Source organism: Curtobacterium guangdongense, assembly GCF_049341845.1.
GTDB classification, from domain to species: Bacteria; Actinomycetota; Actinomycetes; order Actinomycetales; family Microbacteriaceae; genus Curtobacterium; species Curtobacterium guangdongense.
The window spans coordinates 1-14,659 of the sequence record NZ_JBMPIT010000004.1; the positions used below are offsets into that span (position 1 = coordinate 1).

Annotated in this window: 16 protein-coding genes and 1 riboswitch; of the genes, 10 read left to right on the forward strand and 6 right to left on the reverse strand. The window is 70.7% G+C overall.

Annotation, left to right across the window (positions count from 1 at the left end):
• Positions 1 to 181: 181 nt before the first annotated feature.
• Positions 182 to 1,690, reverse strand: a complete 1,509-nt coding sequence (locus ACO0E1_RS06565) for a M23 family metallopeptidase (RefSeq protein ID WP_422873469.1) — start codon at positions 1,688 to 1,690, stop codon at positions 182 to 184.
• A 248-nt stretch (positions 1,691 to 1,938) separates the two neighbouring features.
• On the opposite strand from ACO0E1_RS06565, the gene ACO0E1_RS06570 reads away from it, so the two are divergent.
• Positions 1,939 to 2,259 carry a hypothetical protein gene (locus ACO0E1_RS06570; protein WP_422873470.1) on the forward strand — a complete coding sequence of 107 codons (321 nt, stop codon included), beginning with the start codon at positions 1,939 to 1,941 and terminating at the stop codon, positions 2,257 to 2,259.
• A gap of 30 nt (positions 2,260 to 2,289) precedes the next feature.
• Here the strand turns inward: ACO0E1_RS06570 and ACO0E1_RS06575 are convergent, their stop codons facing one another.
• Together ACO0E1_RS06575 and ACO0E1_RS06580 are read right to left on the reverse strand one after the other, a co-directional pair.
• Positions 2,290 to 3,222 (reverse strand): aldose 1-epimerase family protein, encoded by a 933-nt coding sequence (locus tag ACO0E1_RS06575; RefSeq protein ID WP_422873471.1) that lies wholly within the window; start codon positions 3,220 to 3,222, stop codon positions 2,290 to 2,292.
• The gene (locus ACO0E1_RS06580) at positions 3,219 to 4,073 is read right to left on the reverse strand and encodes a DeoR/GlpR family DNA-binding transcription regulator (RefSeq protein WP_422873472.1); all 855 of its coding nucleotides are present in this window, start codon (positions 4,071 to 4,073) and stop codon (positions 3,219 to 3,221) included. The genes ACO0E1_RS06575 and ACO0E1_RS06580 overlap by 4 nt, the downstream gene beginning before the upstream one ends.
• A 64-nt stretch (positions 4,074 to 4,137) precedes the next feature.
• Here ACO0E1_RS06580 and galT point away from each other — a divergent pair, with 64 nt between their 5' ends.
• Together galT and galK are read left to right on the forward strand one after the other, a co-directional pair.
• Complete coding sequence (galT, locus tag ACO0E1_RS06585; protein ID WP_422873473.1) at positions 4,138 to 5,235, forward strand: galactose-1-phosphate uridylyltransferase; 1,098 nt, start codon at positions 4,138 to 4,140, stop codon at positions 5,233 to 5,235.
• Positions 5,232 to 6,368 (forward strand): galactokinase, encoded by a 1,137-nt coding sequence (gene galK, locus ACO0E1_RS06590; protein ID WP_422873474.1) that lies wholly within the window; start codon positions 5,232 to 5,234, stop codon positions 6,366 to 6,368. Before galT ends, galK begins: the two co-directional genes overlap by 4 nt.
• Before the next feature lie 43 nt (positions 6,369 to 6,411).
• On the opposite strand, the gene ACO0E1_RS06595 is transcribed toward galK, so the two are convergent.
• The 3 genes from ACO0E1_RS06595 to glyA form a co-directional block, all read right to left on the reverse strand.
• Complete coding sequence (locus tag ACO0E1_RS06595) at positions 6,412 to 6,915, reverse strand: hypothetical protein (RefSeq protein WP_422873475.1); 504 nt, start codon at positions 6,913 to 6,915, stop codon at positions 6,412 to 6,414.
• A gap of 98 nt (positions 6,916 to 7,013) precedes the next feature.
• Positions 7,014 to 7,946, reverse strand: a complete 933-nt coding sequence (locus ACO0E1_RS06600; protein ID WP_422873476.1) for a tetrahydrofolate dehydrogenase/cyclohydrolase catalytic domain-containing protein — start codon at positions 7,944 to 7,946, stop codon at positions 7,014 to 7,016.
• The gene (glyA, locus tag ACO0E1_RS06605; protein WP_422873779.1) at positions 7,943 to 9,226 is read right to left on the reverse strand and encodes a serine hydroxymethyltransferase; all 1,284 of its coding nucleotides are present in this window, start codon (positions 9,224 to 9,226) and stop codon (positions 7,943 to 7,945) included. Before glyA ends, ACO0E1_RS06600 begins: the two co-directional genes overlap by 4 nt.
• A gap of 57 nt (positions 9,227 to 9,283) precedes the next feature.
• A riboswitch (ZMP/ZTP riboswitch) is annotated at positions 9,284 to 9,369 on the reverse strand.
• A gap of 37 nt (positions 9,370 to 9,406) precedes the next feature.
• Between glyA and clpS the strand changes: the two genes are divergently transcribed.
• From clpS to ACO0E1_RS06640, 7 genes are all read left to right on the forward strand, one after another.
• The gene (gene clpS, locus ACO0E1_RS06610; protein WP_420365601.1) at positions 9,407 to 9,694 is read left to right on the forward strand and encodes an ATP-dependent Clp protease adapter ClpS; all 288 of its coding nucleotides are present in this window, start codon (positions 9,407 to 9,409) and stop codon (positions 9,692 to 9,694) included.
• Entirely contained in the window at positions 9,691 to 10,167 is a 477-nt protein-coding gene (locus ACO0E1_RS06615) for a DUF2017 domain-containing protein (RefSeq protein WP_422873477.1), read from the forward strand. Before clpS ends, ACO0E1_RS06615 begins: the two co-directional genes overlap by 4 nt.
• Before the next feature lie 10 nt (positions 10,168 to 10,177).
• A complete protein-coding gene (locus tag ACO0E1_RS06620; RefSeq protein WP_422873478.1) occupies positions 10,178 to 11,101 on the forward strand; it encodes a GNAT family N-acetyltransferase in 924 nt (307 codons plus the stop codon).
• A gap of 56 nt (positions 11,102 to 11,157) precedes the next feature.
• Entirely contained in the window at positions 11,158 to 11,589 is a 432-nt protein-coding gene (locus ACO0E1_RS06625; protein WP_422873479.1) for a MarR family winged helix-turn-helix transcriptional regulator, read from the forward strand.
• A gap of 185 nt (positions 11,590 to 11,774) precedes the next feature.
• Positions 11,775 to 13,088 carry an MFS transporter gene (locus ACO0E1_RS06630; RefSeq protein ID WP_422873780.1) on the forward strand — a complete coding sequence of 438 codons (1,314 nt, stop codon included), beginning with the start codon at positions 11,775 to 11,777 and terminating at the stop codon, positions 13,086 to 13,088.
• A 151-nt stretch (positions 13,089 to 13,239) separates the two neighbouring features.
• Positions 13,240 to 14,112 carry a formyltetrahydrofolate deformylase gene (gene purU / locus ACO0E1_RS06635; protein ID WP_422873480.1) on the forward strand — a complete coding sequence of 291 codons (873 nt, stop codon included), beginning with the start codon at positions 13,240 to 13,242 and terminating at the stop codon, positions 14,110 to 14,112.
• Between the two features lie 61 nt (positions 14,113 to 14,173).
• Complete coding sequence (locus ACO0E1_RS06640; RefSeq protein WP_422873481.1) at positions 14,174 to 14,581, forward strand: YrdB family protein; 408 nt, start codon at positions 14,174 to 14,176, stop codon at positions 14,579 to 14,581.
• Positions 14,582 to 14,659: the final 78 nt, after the last annotated feature.

The window sequence follows — 14,659 nt, forward strand, 5'->3', positions numbered from 1 at the left end:
TCGTGGGTTCGAGCCCCACGGGGCCCACTGGCACCGCCCACCCGCTTTTCATCCGAGGGTCGTGGGTTCGAGCCCCACGGGGCCCACTGGCACCGCCCACCCGCTTTTCATCCGAGGGTCGTGGGTTCGAGCCCCAAGGGGGCCACTGTTCCAGGCCCGGCATTCCTGACGATCGCCGAGGTCATCCGATGCTCGGGTTCGTGGTCATCCCGACACCACCGGAATGAGCGAAGCCGTCCGTCCCCGGCGCCCCGCTCCAAGTCCAGAGCGACCCGGTGTTGGCCTGGACAGCGACGGCGATCTCGCTTCCGACCGTCTCGACCGCAGGGCTCGTGCCGTCCTTCACACCGACACCCGCGGAGTGCGCGAACCCCGACTCTCCGGGTGATCCGCGCCACGTCCAGAGCTGCCCGGTGTTCGCCTGCGCCGCGACCGCGAGCTGCGTTCCGACGAGGGTGATCGCGGGATTCGTGGTCGTCTTCATTCCGACGGATGTCTGAACAGCCAGCCCCGCGGTACGGGGGGTACCACTCCACACCCAGAGCTTCCCGGTGTTGGCCTGTGCGGCGACGGCGACAGTCGACCCGTTCACACGCGTGATCGATGGACTGGTCCCCGCACGCATTCCGACACCGGCACTCGCCGCAGTCCCAGCCGTCGCGGGCGCTCCGTACCAGGTGTGCAGGCTCCCCGTGTTGGCCTGGAACGCGACTGCGACACCCGAGCCGACGGCGGTGATCGACGGACTCGTCCCGTCCTTCATGCCGTACCCCGTAGCGGCTGCGAAGCCCACCGTGCCGGGTGTGCCGCGCCACGTCCACAGTTCACCGGTGTTCGCTTGGAACGCCACGGCGTACTCACCCGCCCCCAGCGCGACGATGGCGGGGCTGGTACCCGTCCGCACTCCGGTCCCTGCGGGAGCGGCCGTTCCGGCGGTGCCCGCCTTCCCGCGCCACGTGACGAGCGATCCGCCGGGGGAGGTGAACGCGGCACCTGAGTCGGTGCCGGTGGAGTCGATCGCGGGCGACGTGCCCGCCTGCACGGCTTGTCCTGAGTTCGCCGCGAATCCCTCGCTCCCCGCCTCGCCTCGCCAGGTCCACATCGTGCCGGTGTTCGCACGCACGGCCACGTGCGATTGCACGACGGTCGACGGGAAGCCCGGGAAGGACCACGGAACGGGCGTGCCTTGGGTGACCACAGCGCCACACGTGAAGTAGCCGTTCAACCCGGACTGCGTGACCCCGTCGATCCTGACCTCCCAGTGGAGGTGATTACCCCGCGACTGACCGGTGTTGCCGACCGATCCGAGCACCTGCCCCTTGGCCACGGATTGGCCGATCGAGACCTTTGGGCTGTTGACGGACATGTGGCCGTACAGCGTCTGGTAACCGGCTTCGTGATCGACCGTCACATAGGTACCGAAGCCGGTCGGCTCAGACGAGTTGACGACGTTCCGGACGGTGCCGGCAGCTCCGGCGACGATCGACGAACCGGCCGAGGCCGCGATGTCGATTCCGGTGTGTGCAGACGTTCCGCTCCCGTCGCAGTGCTTCGGCGCCACTTGACCGGTCACCTTGCCGCTCGTCGGAACGATCATGTCGCCTGTTGCCGCTTGGGCCGGCGCGCCGATCGCTACCGCCAGTCCTGCGGCCAAGACGACGCTCGTCGAGATCGCGATGAACTTCTTCAATGGGTCCCCCTCACATGTCACCCTCCTGGCGACCCTGTGAGGATTCCAAGCCGTAGACCGATCTGGCGACCCCCAGAAGGAGGGTCAACGATTGGGGTACAAGCCGTCCCCAGCGAGCTCATGGCGTTCCCACTGCACAGTTCAGGCCTCGTTCAGCGGTCTGTTGGGGTGTCGCCGATAGTGTCGTTCCCGCATCCACTCCTCGTGGATCGAACGCACCACCTGAAGCAGAACGAACGGGGTACACCGTGATCGAGCACATCGACGCCACGCAGTCCAGCACCAGCGGGGACGCGCGCCGCATCGTCGAGCTCGCAGCAGCGACCAACACCACGATGAGCGACCAGCTCCTGCTGGACACGCTCCGGCGGAACGCCCAGGTCAGCACCCGACACATCCGCAAGGACTTCGTCGAGGTCGCGACCGCCTCCAGCGTGCTCGGCTACGTCTGCCGGCAGCGCAAGCAGTTCATCGCCCTCCGCGGTGACGACCCCGCGTGGGCGCACGAGATCGGGCGCTACGCCTCCGAGTCGCTCGCGGTCGAAGCCCTGCGGATGCGCCGCGGCTGAGCAGCTCGCGCTCGGCTCCGGCTCGCTGGTCTAGGACCAGACGCGACGGATGCCCCAGGAACCGGTCCAGGTCTCGTCGGGTTCCAGCCATCGGAGCCCCTCGCCGGAGTTGAGGGCGTCGGCGGGCGCGGTCATCGGCTCGACCGCGACGGCCAGCCCCTTGCCGTCACCCCGCGGGAACTCCCGCGACGTGAACACCTGCACGTAGGGGAACGACTCGTCCTGCCAGAGCTGGACGCCGTCGCCCTCCGGCCCGTGCATGGTCGTGCGGCGGACCCCCTCGGCATCCGGCGTCACGTCGGTGTACGCGGTGTCGAGGTCCGAGTCGCCCGCACGACGACCGGCGCGGAGATCGACACCGGTCCCCGCCACGGGCTCGGTGCCGTTCGGGATGCGCTTGTCGTCGACGGTGAACGCCGTCGCGGCGTCGAGCGTGATGACGAGGTCCTCCGCGGGGGTGTCGCCGGCGCGCAGGTACGGATGCGCCCCGACGGCGAACGGGGCACGCACGCCGGAACGGTTCGTGATCTCGTGGGTGACGCGGATGCCGTCGTCGACGAGTTCGTGGTGCACCCGCGTCTCGAGCGTGAACGGCCAGCCGTGCTGCGGGTGGATCGTCGCTTCCTGCAGGAGGCTGGTCTCCGTCTGCGACACCAGGCGGTACGGCGAGAACCGGAGCAGCCCGTGCGAGGCGTTGCCGTACTTCGGCTCGGAGACGTCGAGCTGCTGGGCCTTGCCGTCCAACTCCCACTTCCCGCCGGCGACGCGGTTCGGCCACGGCACGAGCACGATGCCGTTCGCACCGGCAGGTGCCTCGGACGCGGGGAAGGGCTCGGTCAGGTCGAACCCGGCGACCCGGAGTTCGCGGATACCGGCTGCGACCTCGGTGACGACCGCCTCGACGACCCCGTCCGGGCCGGCGTGACGGAGGTGGTACTGGCCCCCGGTGGGTGCTGCGGTCATGCGCTGTGGTTCCTTCCCGATGCGGTGCCGTCCGTCTGTCCGCCGTCGGCGACGACGACCTCGACCCCGGCGGCGCGCACCTGCTCGACGAGCTCCGGTGGCGCTTCCGCGGTCACGACGACGTCGATGTCCTCGAGGCCGCTGACGACCCCGACGTGGGCGCGCCCGAACTTCGAGCCGTCCGCCACCACGACCGTACGCCCGGCGTGGGTGGCGAGCATGCGCTTCGCCTCGGTCTCGGGCAGGTTCACGTTCGTCAGCCCGTGCTCGACGTCCACGCCCGTCCCACCGAGGAACACCACGTCGGCGGCGATCATCGGCAGCAGGGTGTTGTTGAAGGGTGCGACGAGCGAGTGCTGGAGCGGCCGGAGCGTCCCACCGGTGACGATGACCGTGAACCGGGGGACGGCGCGTTCGAGCGCGAGCGCGGTCGTCAGCGAGTTCGTGACGACGGTGACGTCGACGAGGTCCTCGCGCGCGACCAACGCCTCGGCCACGGCGGCCGGGGTGGTGCCGACGTCGAGCACGACGCACTGGCCGGACCGCACGAGCGCGGCCGCGGCGCGGCCGATGGCAGCCTTCGCGACCTGGTGCTCGACGGCGGTCTCTTCGAACGGCCGCTCGCCGGAACCGGCCCCGAGGCGGAGCGCGCCGCCGTGCACCCGCTTGAGCCGAGCCTCCCGGTCGAGGATCGCGAGGTCCTGGCGGACCGTCACCTCGCTCGTGCCGAGTGCCGCGGCGAGCGCCGTCGTGCGCACCATGCCGGGTGCGCCGTCGACGATGGCGACGATGCGCTCCTGCCGCAGCGGCGCCGGCATCGCGCCGGCGAGGAAGAGGTCGTCGTCGCTCACACCGCTAGTTTCGTCTGCTTCCGATCACTTTCGCAATCCTTCGTTCATCGAGTAGGCTCGTCCGGTGATCACCAAGCGCGCGACGAAGCTCGCGGACGGCCGCGACCTCATCTACTTCGACGATGCGGACACGACGCTGCCCGCCGAGCGTCGCATCGACGAGCGGACCCTCGACCCGCGTCCGGCCACCGCGCAGATGCGCCAAGACGTGCTCACGGGCGAGTGGGTCTCCATCGCCAGCAGCCGGCAGAACCGCGTGTTCCTACCCCCGGCCGACCAGGACCCCCTCGCGCCCCAGTCCGCGGCGAACCCGTCGGAGATCCCGAGCGTGTACGACGTCGCGGTGTTCGAGAACCGGTCGCCCTCGTTCGGCCCGGCACTCCAGGCCGACGACGCTCCGGGCTCGCTGGACTCGCTGACCGAGGTCGGCCTGAACCGGACGTTCCGGTCGGTCGGTCGGTGCGAGGTCGTGTGCTTCTCCCCCGAGACCGCCGGCTCGTTCGCGTCCATCTCCGAGTCGCGGGCCCGCACCGTGGTGGAAGCCTGGGCGGACCGCACCGCCGCGCTCTCCGCGATGCCCGGCATCCAGCAGGTCTTCCCGTTCGAGAACCGGGGCGAAGCGATCGGCGTCACGCTCCACCACCCGCACGGGCAGATCTACGCCTACCCGTACGTGACGCCGCGCACGCAGCGACTCCTCGACTCGATCGAGCGCTTCGGTCCGGACCTGTTCGAGCAGCACCTCGCGAACGAGCGCGACTCCGACCGGGTCGTCCTCGCCGGTGAGCACTTCACCGCCTTCGTGCCGTTCGCCGCTCGCTGGCCACTCGAGATCCACATGCTCCCGCATCGCCACGTCCCCGACTTCGCCGGCCTGACCGATGCCGAGAAGGACGAGCTCGCGCACATGCACCTGCGGCTGACCCGCGGGATGGACCAGCTCTACGGCGACCCGACGCCGTACATCGCCGCGTGGCACCAGGCACCGGTGCACACCGCTCGTGACACCGTGCGGCTGATGCTGCAGATCACGTCGCCGCGTCGGGCGGAGACGAAGCTGAAGTTCCTGGCCGGCAGCGAAGCCGCCATGGGCGCCTGGATCGGGGATGTCGTCCCCGAACAGCAGGCCGAGTTCATCCGAGGAGGGATCGAACGAGCATGACGTTCCAGCAGGTGTTCGGGTACGAGCCGACGGTGCGGTACTCCGCCCCGGGGCGGGTCAACCTGATCGGTGAGCACACCGACTACAACGAGGGCTACGTCCTGCCGTTCGCGATCGACCGTCGCACGACGGCGTCCATCGCTCCGCGGACGGACCGGGTGCTGCGTGTCGCCTCGGCATTCGACCCGGAGTCCGTCGTCTCGCTCGCACTCGACGACCTCGAACCGGACGCGATGGCCGGTTGGTCGGCGTACGTGCTCGGCATCGCATGGGCACTGCAGGAGCAGGGCGCGGACCTGTCGGACAAGACCGGGTTCGACGTCTTCATCGAGTCCGACGTCCCCGTGGGTGCCGGCCTGTCGTCGAGCGCCGCGATCGAGTGCGGCGTCGCGCTGGCGTTCAACGACCTGTGGGAGCTCGGCCTCGACCGCAAGCGGCTCGCACGCGTCGGGCAGTACTCGGAGAACCACGCCGTCGGCGCACCGACCGGGATCATGGACCAGTCCGCGTCGCTCCTGGGCGAGCGCGACGCCGTCGTGTTCCTCGACTGCCGCACGCTCGACACCGCCGTGGTGGACATGGCCCTGTCGGCGAACGGGCTCGAAGTGCTGGTGATCGACACCCGTGTCGAGCACGCTCACGCGACCGGTGGGTACAAGGCCCGTCGGGAGTCCTGCGAACGGGGTGCTCAGGCGCTCGGCGTCGAGGCACTCCGTGACGTGACCGTCGACGACCTGCCGCGTGCCGCCGACCTGTTGGACGACGAGACCTTCCGCCGTGTGCGCCACGTCGTGACCGAGGACCAGCGCGTCCTCGACACCGTCCGTACGCTCCGCGAGCACGGCCCGCGGGCGATCGGTGACCTGCTCGTCGCATCGCACGCGTCGATGCGCGACGACTTCGAGATCTCGGTCCCGGAGCTCGACCTCGCGGTGTCCACCGCGATGGCGAACGGCGCCGTCGGGGCGCGCATGACCGGCGGTGGGTTCGGGGGTGCCGCGATCGCGCTCGTCGATGCCGCACAGCGCGAGGCGATCGGCGCCGCGGTGACGGCTGCGTTCGCCCAAGCGGGGTACCGGGAGCCCTCGGTGTTCACCGTGCACGCGGACCAGGGCGCGCGCCGAGACGCCTGAGCGACACTGCGCGGCGCGGCGAGGCGCCGCCCCGCCCCGCTCGTCAGCGGGTCATGTGTCCCACGTCGACGGTCGCGCCGCCCCACGGGAAGGACGTGATCGGCAGCGCCTGGCGCTGGACCTGGTCCAGCACGACGTCGGACTGCCAGAACGAGTAGACCCCCACGCCGACGACGACGAGCACCGGGATCGCGACGAGCGCCACGACCCGGACGATCCGCCCGGCGCGGTCCCGGCCGTACCGGGCGAGCGTCGCCGGGAGCGTCACACCGACGACACCGGCGAGCACGATGAGCACGAGGACGAGCGGCGGCGCGTGTCCGACCACCGACACCGATGGTGGGGCGCTCGGCACGACGGCGCCCTGCGCATCGATCCAGTGCCCGTCTGCGTCGACGCCGCCGTAGTCCGCGCTGACGCTCCAGACCGAGACGGCGCGGAACACGAACACGGCGGTGACGGCAACCGCCGCGACCATCCATCCGCGGATCCGGAATCGATGTCCCTCGACGGCCATGACCGGCGCGGTGACCAGTTGCTCCCCCATGGGCGCGACGCTAGCACGCACGCGACACCGCGAAAGCGACAGTTTCCGACCGCAGTCCGGCGGGAAACTGTCGCTTTCGGGGGAAGGATCCGCGGCGCCTACTTCAGGTGGCGCTCCGCGGCCTCGACCACGTTCTTCATCAGCATCGCGCGGGTCATCGGTCCGACGCCACCCGGCGTCGGGGAGAGGAACCCGGCGACCGCTGCGACCGCGGGGTCGACGTCGCCGCGCAGCTTCGCCTTGCCGGTCGACTCGTCGACGACACGACTGATGCCGACGTCGATCACGGCCGCGCCCGGCTTGACCCATTCCGGCTGCACGAGCCCGGCGACACCGGCGGCCGCGACGATGATGTCGGCGCGACGGCACTCCGCGGCGACGTCCTCGGTCAGGGAGTGCGTCAGGGTGGCGGTGGCCTCGAGCCGGGTGAGCAGCAAGCCCAGCGGCCGGCCGACCGTCAGCCCCTGCCCGATGATCGTGACGTGCTGCCCGCGGATCGCGACGCCGTAGGCCTCGAGCATGGCGACGATGCCGCGCGGGGTGCACGGCAGCGGCGCGTCGATCGTGCCGGCACCACCGGGGACGGCGAGCACGAGCTCCCCGAGGTTGGTCGGGTGCAGGCCGTCGGCGTCCTTCGCCGGGTTCATCAGCTCGAGCATCGGGATCGGGTCGATGCCCTGCGGCAGCGGGAGCTGCACGATGAACGCGGTGACCCGGGGGTCGTCGTTCATCTGCAGGATCGCCGCCCGGATGTCCGCAGCGCTCGCGGTCTCCGGGAGGTCGATGCGGACCGAGTCGAGCCCGATTCGCGCCGAGTCCTTGTGCTTCCCGGCCACGTAGGACACCGAGCCCGGGTTCTCGCCGACCATGATCGTGCCGAGCCCTGGCCGGAACCCGTGGTCGTGCAGCCGGTCGATCCGGACCTTCAGGTCGTCGAGCGTCCGGGCGGCGAGGGCGGTTCCGTCGATGCGGACGGCACTGCCCTCACCCGCCCAGAGCGCCCGGGGCAGGTCGGCCACGGCGCCGCTCACGCGTAGAGCGGGAACGCGTCGGTCAGCGCCTTCACCCGCGCGGACAGCGCCTCGACGTCCGGGTTCGGCATGAGCGTCAGCGCGATGATGTCCGCGACCTCGGTGAACTCGGCGTCACCGAAGCCGCGCGTCGCGAGCGCCGAGGTGCCGATGCGGACACCGGAGGTGACCATCGGCGGACGCGGGTCGAACGGCACGGAGTTGCGGTTCACGGTGATGCCGACCTCGTGCAGCAGGTCTTCGGCCTGCTTGCCGTCGACCTCGGACTCGCGCAGGTCGACGAGCACCAGGTGCACGTCGGTGCCGCCGGTCAGGACGTCGATGCCGGCGGCCTTGGCGTCGGACTGGGTGAGCCGGTCCGCGAGCAGCTTCGCACCGCGGAGCGTGCGCTCCTGGCGGTCCTTGAACTCCGGCTGGCCGGCGAGCAGGAACGCGGTCGCCTTGGCGGCGATCACGTGCATGAGCGGGCCGCCCTGCTGTCCCGGGAACACCGCGGAGTTCAGCTTCTTGAAGAGCGACTCCTCGTTGGACAGGATGATGCCGGAGCGCGGACCGGCGAGCGTCTTGTGCACCGTCGACGACACGACGTGGGCGTGCGGCAGCGGCGACGGGTGGAGGCCCGCGGCGACGAGCCCGGCGAAGTGCGCCATGTCCACCCAGAGCGTCGCGCCGACCTCGTCCGCGATCTCGCGGAACTTCGCGAAGTCGAGCTGCCGCGGGTACGCCGACCAGCCCGCGATGAGGACCTTCGGCTGGTGCTCGATCGCCTTCGCGCGGATGTCGTCGTAGTCGACCTCGAACGTCTCCGGGTCGACGCCGTAGGACACGGCGTTGTAGATGCGGCCGGAGAAGTTGAGCTTCATGCCGTGGGTCAGGTGGCCGCCGTGGGCGAGCTCGAGGCCGAGGATCGTGTCGCCGGCCGAGGCGATGGCGTGCAGGACCGCGGCGTTCGCGCTTGCGCCGGAGTGCGGCTGCACGTTCGCGTAGGCGGCACCGAACAGGGCCTTCGCCCGGTCGATGGCGAGCTGCTCGGCGACGTCGACGAACTCGCAGCCACCGTAGTAGCGCTTGCCCGGGTAGCCCTCGGCGTACTTGTTCGTCAGGACGGAGCCCTGCGACTCGAGGACGGCGCGCGGGACGAAGTTCTCGGACGCGATCATCTCGAGGGTGTCGCGCTGGCGGCCGAGCTCGTTCTGCAGGACCGCGGCGATCTCGGGATCGACCTCGGCGAGGGGGGCGTTGAAGGTGGAGCTGACGGACGCAGCGGGCAGATCGGTGATGGACACGGGACTCCTACGGTGTGCGGACGACCATGCGGTCGTGCTCGGACGGTCGGTGCGCGCTGCCCAGGCGTACGGCAGCGCACCGTGTCAGGTGTCGCTTCCCGATGGTGACCCATCCAACGCCAGTCGCGACGTGACGATCGTACCGAGCCGCCCAGCCTGTGTCACCCTGGAGACATGACCATGCTGTCGCCGGACGTCGACGAAGCCACGAGCACGCGCGCCGACGTGCCGTGGGTCACCGTGGTCTGGGACGACCCGGTCAACCTGATGTCGTACGTCACCTACGTCTTCCAGAGCTACTTCGGGTTCCCGGCGGCCAAGGCCGAGCGGCTGATGCACCAGGTCGACTCCGAGGGACGGGCGATCGTGGCGACCGGCCACCGCGAGGAGATGGAGCGGCACGTCGAGGCGATGCACGGCTACGGACTCCAGGCAACCGTCGACCGGGCACCCGAAGCGTGATCCCGTTCGTCCGTCGCGGGGACGGCATCCACCTCGGCCTGGCCTCCGGCGAGCGCGACGTGCTGATGAGCCTCACCGAGCAGCTCCGGCAGATCCTCGACGGCGACATGGACTCCGATCCGGTGACGCTCCGGATGTTCCCGGACGCCTACCCGGGCGATCGGGCGGCGAGCGCCGAGTTCCGGCGGTATACGCAGAGCGATCTCCGCTCGGCGAAGTCCGCGAACGCGCAGGTCGTCCACGACTGGCTCACCGGCGCAAAGGACGGCGCGCTCACCGCGTCCGACGAGCAGTCCTGGCTCCGGTGCCTGACCGACCTGCGGCTGACAATCGCGGACCGGCTGGGGATCGTGGACCAGGCGACGGAGGACGCGACGCGCACGTCGACCGCCGCCGTCGGCCTCCGCGACGTCTACGACTGGCTCGGGTACGTCCAGGAGCACCTGGTCACGACGATGACAGACCAGCGATGACAGACCAACGGTGACGCTCACCTTCCGCGCGTCCACGGGATCCGACCGGGAGGCCCTGCTCGCCTTCTCGACGTCGGAACCGGTCGCGTGGACCGTTGCGGAGAAGTACCGGCAGGAGTCGGCGGCGCGGAACCTCCGCCCGGAGTGGTCGTTCCTCGCGGAGCGCGACGGTCGTCCGGTGGGGCGGGCGATCTGGTGGGGCGGTGCCGATGCCGCGACACCGAGCACGCTCGACGACGTGATCGTGTCCGCGTCGGAGCACGGCGACCGCGTGGCGATCGCCACGGGTCTGATCCGTGCGGGCGCGCAGGCGTTCGGGACGCTCCCGGAGTGGATCGTCGACGTCGCCGTCGACTGGCACGACGACCCGTCCGCCGTCGCCGCGGTCGCGTGGCGAGCGAAGGCAGCGCAGTCGGCTGGCCTGGTCCGGACGACCGAGCGCGTCAGCTTCGCCTGGACGCCGTCGGCCGGGGTGCCGGACACCGGTTCGTTCCGCTTCCGCGAGGGCGACGACGCCGAGTTCACGGACCTGTTCGCCCGGGTCACGGTCGGGTCGCTCGACGCGCACACCGTCGCCACCGTCGAACGGCTCGGCGCCAGGGGCACCGCCGCCGACGACCTCGACTTCTACCGGTCGTTGCCCGGCCGGCGCGAGGACTGGCGGATCGCGGTCGACACGGACGGTCTCACGGTCGGGTTCGTGCTCGCCACCAGGACGGCCTACGACGCCGCGATCAGCTCCATCGGCGTCCTGCCGCAGCACCGGGGTCGCGGGGTCGTCGACGCCTTGCTCGGCGAAGGACTCCGCGTCCACGCCGACGCCGGGGAGGACCGGGTGGTCGGCACCACCGATGCGGCGAACACCCCGATGCGCCGGGCGTTCGAGCGCGCCGGGTTCGACGTCACGAAGCGCCGGATCGTCTTCGACACCTGAGTCGAAACCGGAAGGCAAACTTGCAAGTTCGCCTTGCGAAGCGTACCGTCGGTGCCGTGAACAGCCGTCTGGAGACCGAGACCGACCTGGCTGACGAGATCCTCGCCATGCACGGCCGGATCCGCCGGACCCTCCTCGCCGGGAAGGCCGACGACGTCACCGCGTCGCAGTCGGCAGCGCTCGGACGGCTCGTCCGCGACGGCGCATCCACGACCGCGGCACTCGCCCGAGCCGAAGGAGTCCGCCCGCAGTCCATGGGCGCGACGGTCCAGGCGCTCGAGGACCTCGGGCTCGTCGAGCGCATGCCGGACCCGACCGACGGCCGTCGCACGATCGTCAGCGCGACCGACGCCGGGCACGCTGCCCGCAGGGACTCCCAGCGTTCCCGCACCCGTCTGCTCGCCGAGCGCCTCGCCGCGCTCGACCCCGACGACCGCGCGACCGTCGCGCGGTCCCTCACCATCCTCGGAACCCTCGTCGAGCGGTGACCGCCTGCCCGGCGTGACGGGCGTCCCCGACGCACGCCGAGCCTCCAGGCCGCACCTGCCCGACCACGTCGAAAAGGCACCCCACCACGTCCACCGCAACCGCACCCACCCCGGTCACCTCGACGAGCGATCCGACGGGTTCCGGCTTCGGGCCGAAGCTCCTCGTCCCGATCCTCGTCGGACCGCTGCTCAACCCCATCAACACGACGATGGTCTCCGTCGCCCTCGCGCCGATCTCCCGCGACCTCGGGATCGGCGCCTCGCAGGCGATCTGGCTCGTCGCGGCGCTGTACCTGGCGAGCGCGATCGCCCAGCCGACGATGGGGAAGCTCGCGGACCGGTTCGGGCCGAAGAAGGTCTTCATGGCCGGACTCGTCGTCGTCGGGATCGCGGGCGTCGTGCCCGAGGTGCTGACGGGCTTCGGCGGCGCGGTGTTCGCTCGGGTGCTCATCGGCATCGGGACCTCGTCGGCGTACCCGGCGGCGCTCACCACGCTCCGGCAGCACTCCGCCCGGATCGGCATGCCGACCCCGCCGCTCGTCCTCGGTGCGCTCTCGATCACCTCCCTGGTCTCCGCCGCGGCGGGTCCGCCCCTCGGTGGTGCACTCATCGCGGCGTTCGGGTGGCACGCGATCTTCCTCGTGAACGTCCCGCTGGCGGCGTTCGGCCTCGTCGTCGCCGGGCTCTGGCTGCCGTCCGACCGGCTCCGACCCCGCTACGACGCCGATGTCCCCGTGCTGACGGCGCTCGACCCGTTCGGCATGGTGCTCATGACGGGGACGGTGTCGGCGCTCCTGGTGTTCCTGCTCGACATCTCGGCAGGGCTCTGGTGGCTGCTCGGCGTCGCGATCGTGCTGTTGGCGGCGCTGATCGTCTGGGAGCTCCGGGCGGCGAAGCCGTTCATCGACGTGCGGATGCTCGCGCGGAACGGGGCGCTGTCCCGCACCTACGTCCGGCTGTTCCTCGTCTACATGCTCGCGTACACGATGACGTACGGGTTCTCGCAGTGGGTGCAGGACGTCGCGGGGTACTCGAGCGACCAGGCCGGGTACATCCAGCTCCCCGCGGCGATCGTCGCCGGGATCGTGTCGTTCCTCGTCGCCCGGAAGACCGCCGTCCGCGGGCCGCTCGTCGTCGCCGCGGTCGTGCCGATCGTCGGGGGGCTGCTGCTGCTCGGGCTGCACACCGGTTCGCCCATCGTGCTGCTCGCCCTGGCGCCCGCGCTGTTCGGCATCCCCCAGGCACTCGCGTCGGTCTCGAACCAGGCGGCGCTGTACAAGATCGTCCCGCCGGAGTCGATCGGCACCGCTGCCGGGCTCTCACGCACGAGCGTCTACATCGGGGCGATCGCCGCGTCGTCGCTCATCGGCGGGGTGTTCGGCGAGGGTCCGACCACGGCGGACCTGCACGTCCTCGGGTGGGTCATCGTGGGGATCGCGGTCCTGCTCACCGCGCTGACGGTCTCCGACCGGGCGCTGGTGTCCCGCGCGGCGCGCTGAGCGCCCGGCGCGCTGAGCGCGCCGCGCTACGCCGCCGCGCATCGAGGGAACAGAAATGGTCGAGTGGACCCTCGGCACCCGACCATTTCTGTTCCCTCGATGGCGCGGGGCGCGGGCCGACTCGTGCCTCCCGCCCCGGTACCCTGAACCCGTGACCGACCCGACGCCCGCGAGCACCCCCACGCACTGGACCCTCACGCTGGTCTGCGACGACCAGCCCGGGATCGTGCACGCCGTCTCCGGGGCCGTCGTGCAGGCGCAGGGCAACATCACCGAGTCGCAGCAGTTCTCCAGCCACGACACGAACACGTTCTTCATGCGCCTGCAGGTGATGGCGCCCGTCGACCGCGCGACCTTCGAGCAGGCGCTCGCGCCCGTGGTCGAGCGCTACGGCATGCGCGTCCAGCTCGACGTCGTCGGCCGGCCGATGCGCACGCTCGTCCTGGTGTCGAAGGCCGGGCACTGCATGAACGACCTGCTCTACCGGCAGCGCGGCGGCCAGCTCCCGATCGACGTGCCGCTGGTGCTGTCGAACCACGCGGACCTGTCCGAGCTCGCGGCGTTCTACTCCGTCCCGTTCGAGCACCGTCCGGTCACCGACGCGTCCAGCAAGGAAGCGATGGAACGCCGCATCCTCGAGGCGGTGGAGGAACACGACATCGAGCTCGTCGTCCTCGCGCGCTACATGCAGATCCTGTCGCCGGAGCTCTGCGCCGCGCTCAAGGGCCGCGCCGTCAACATCCACCACTCGTTCCTCCCCGGCTTCAAGGGGGCGAACCCGTACCGGCAGGCGCACGCTCGCGGCGTGAAGCTGATCGGTGCGACGGCGCACTTCGTCACGAGCGACCTCGACGAGGGGCCGATCATCGAGCAGAACGTCGTCCGCGTCGACCACACGAAGGACCCGTCCGAGCTGGTGTCGATCGGCCAGGACGAGGAGTCCAGGACCCTCACCCAGGCGGTGCGCTGGATCGCGGAGGACCGAGTCCTGCTCGACGGCGCCCGCACGATCATCTTCAAGTAGGCACCATGAGCAACGCACCACGCTCCCCCATGGCCCCGAGTGTGACAGTGGGGACACTCCGATGAGCAATGCACCACGCTCCCCGATGGACTGGGGCGACACTCCGGACCCGTCCGCGATCGGCAAGCCCCGACGCGAGTTCGACCCCTGGAAGGCCCTGCGGGTCGTGGTGTGCACCTTCGGTCTGCTCTCGCTGGCGTACTGGGGCTACATCGCGTGGCCGTTCCCGATGCCCGGGATCCTCTTCATGATCGGCGCGCCCGTCTTCGCGATCGTGGTCTGGTACTTCTTCCGGTCGCCGAGGTCCCCGATCGAGACGGACGCGGTCGGCAAGACCATCGTCGAGGTGGCACTGATCGTCGCGGCCGGTGGCTGCTGGATCTCGATCGGGCACCCGGTCGTCGGCCTGGTCTTCATCGTGGTGGCTGCGGTCTCCGGAATCGTCACGTTCCGGCGGGAGACGCGGTGAGCGGCGGTTCCGGCGCGTTCGGTGCGTCCGGCAGGCTCGGTGCGTCCGGCGCGTCCGGCGCGTCCGGCGCGTCCGGCG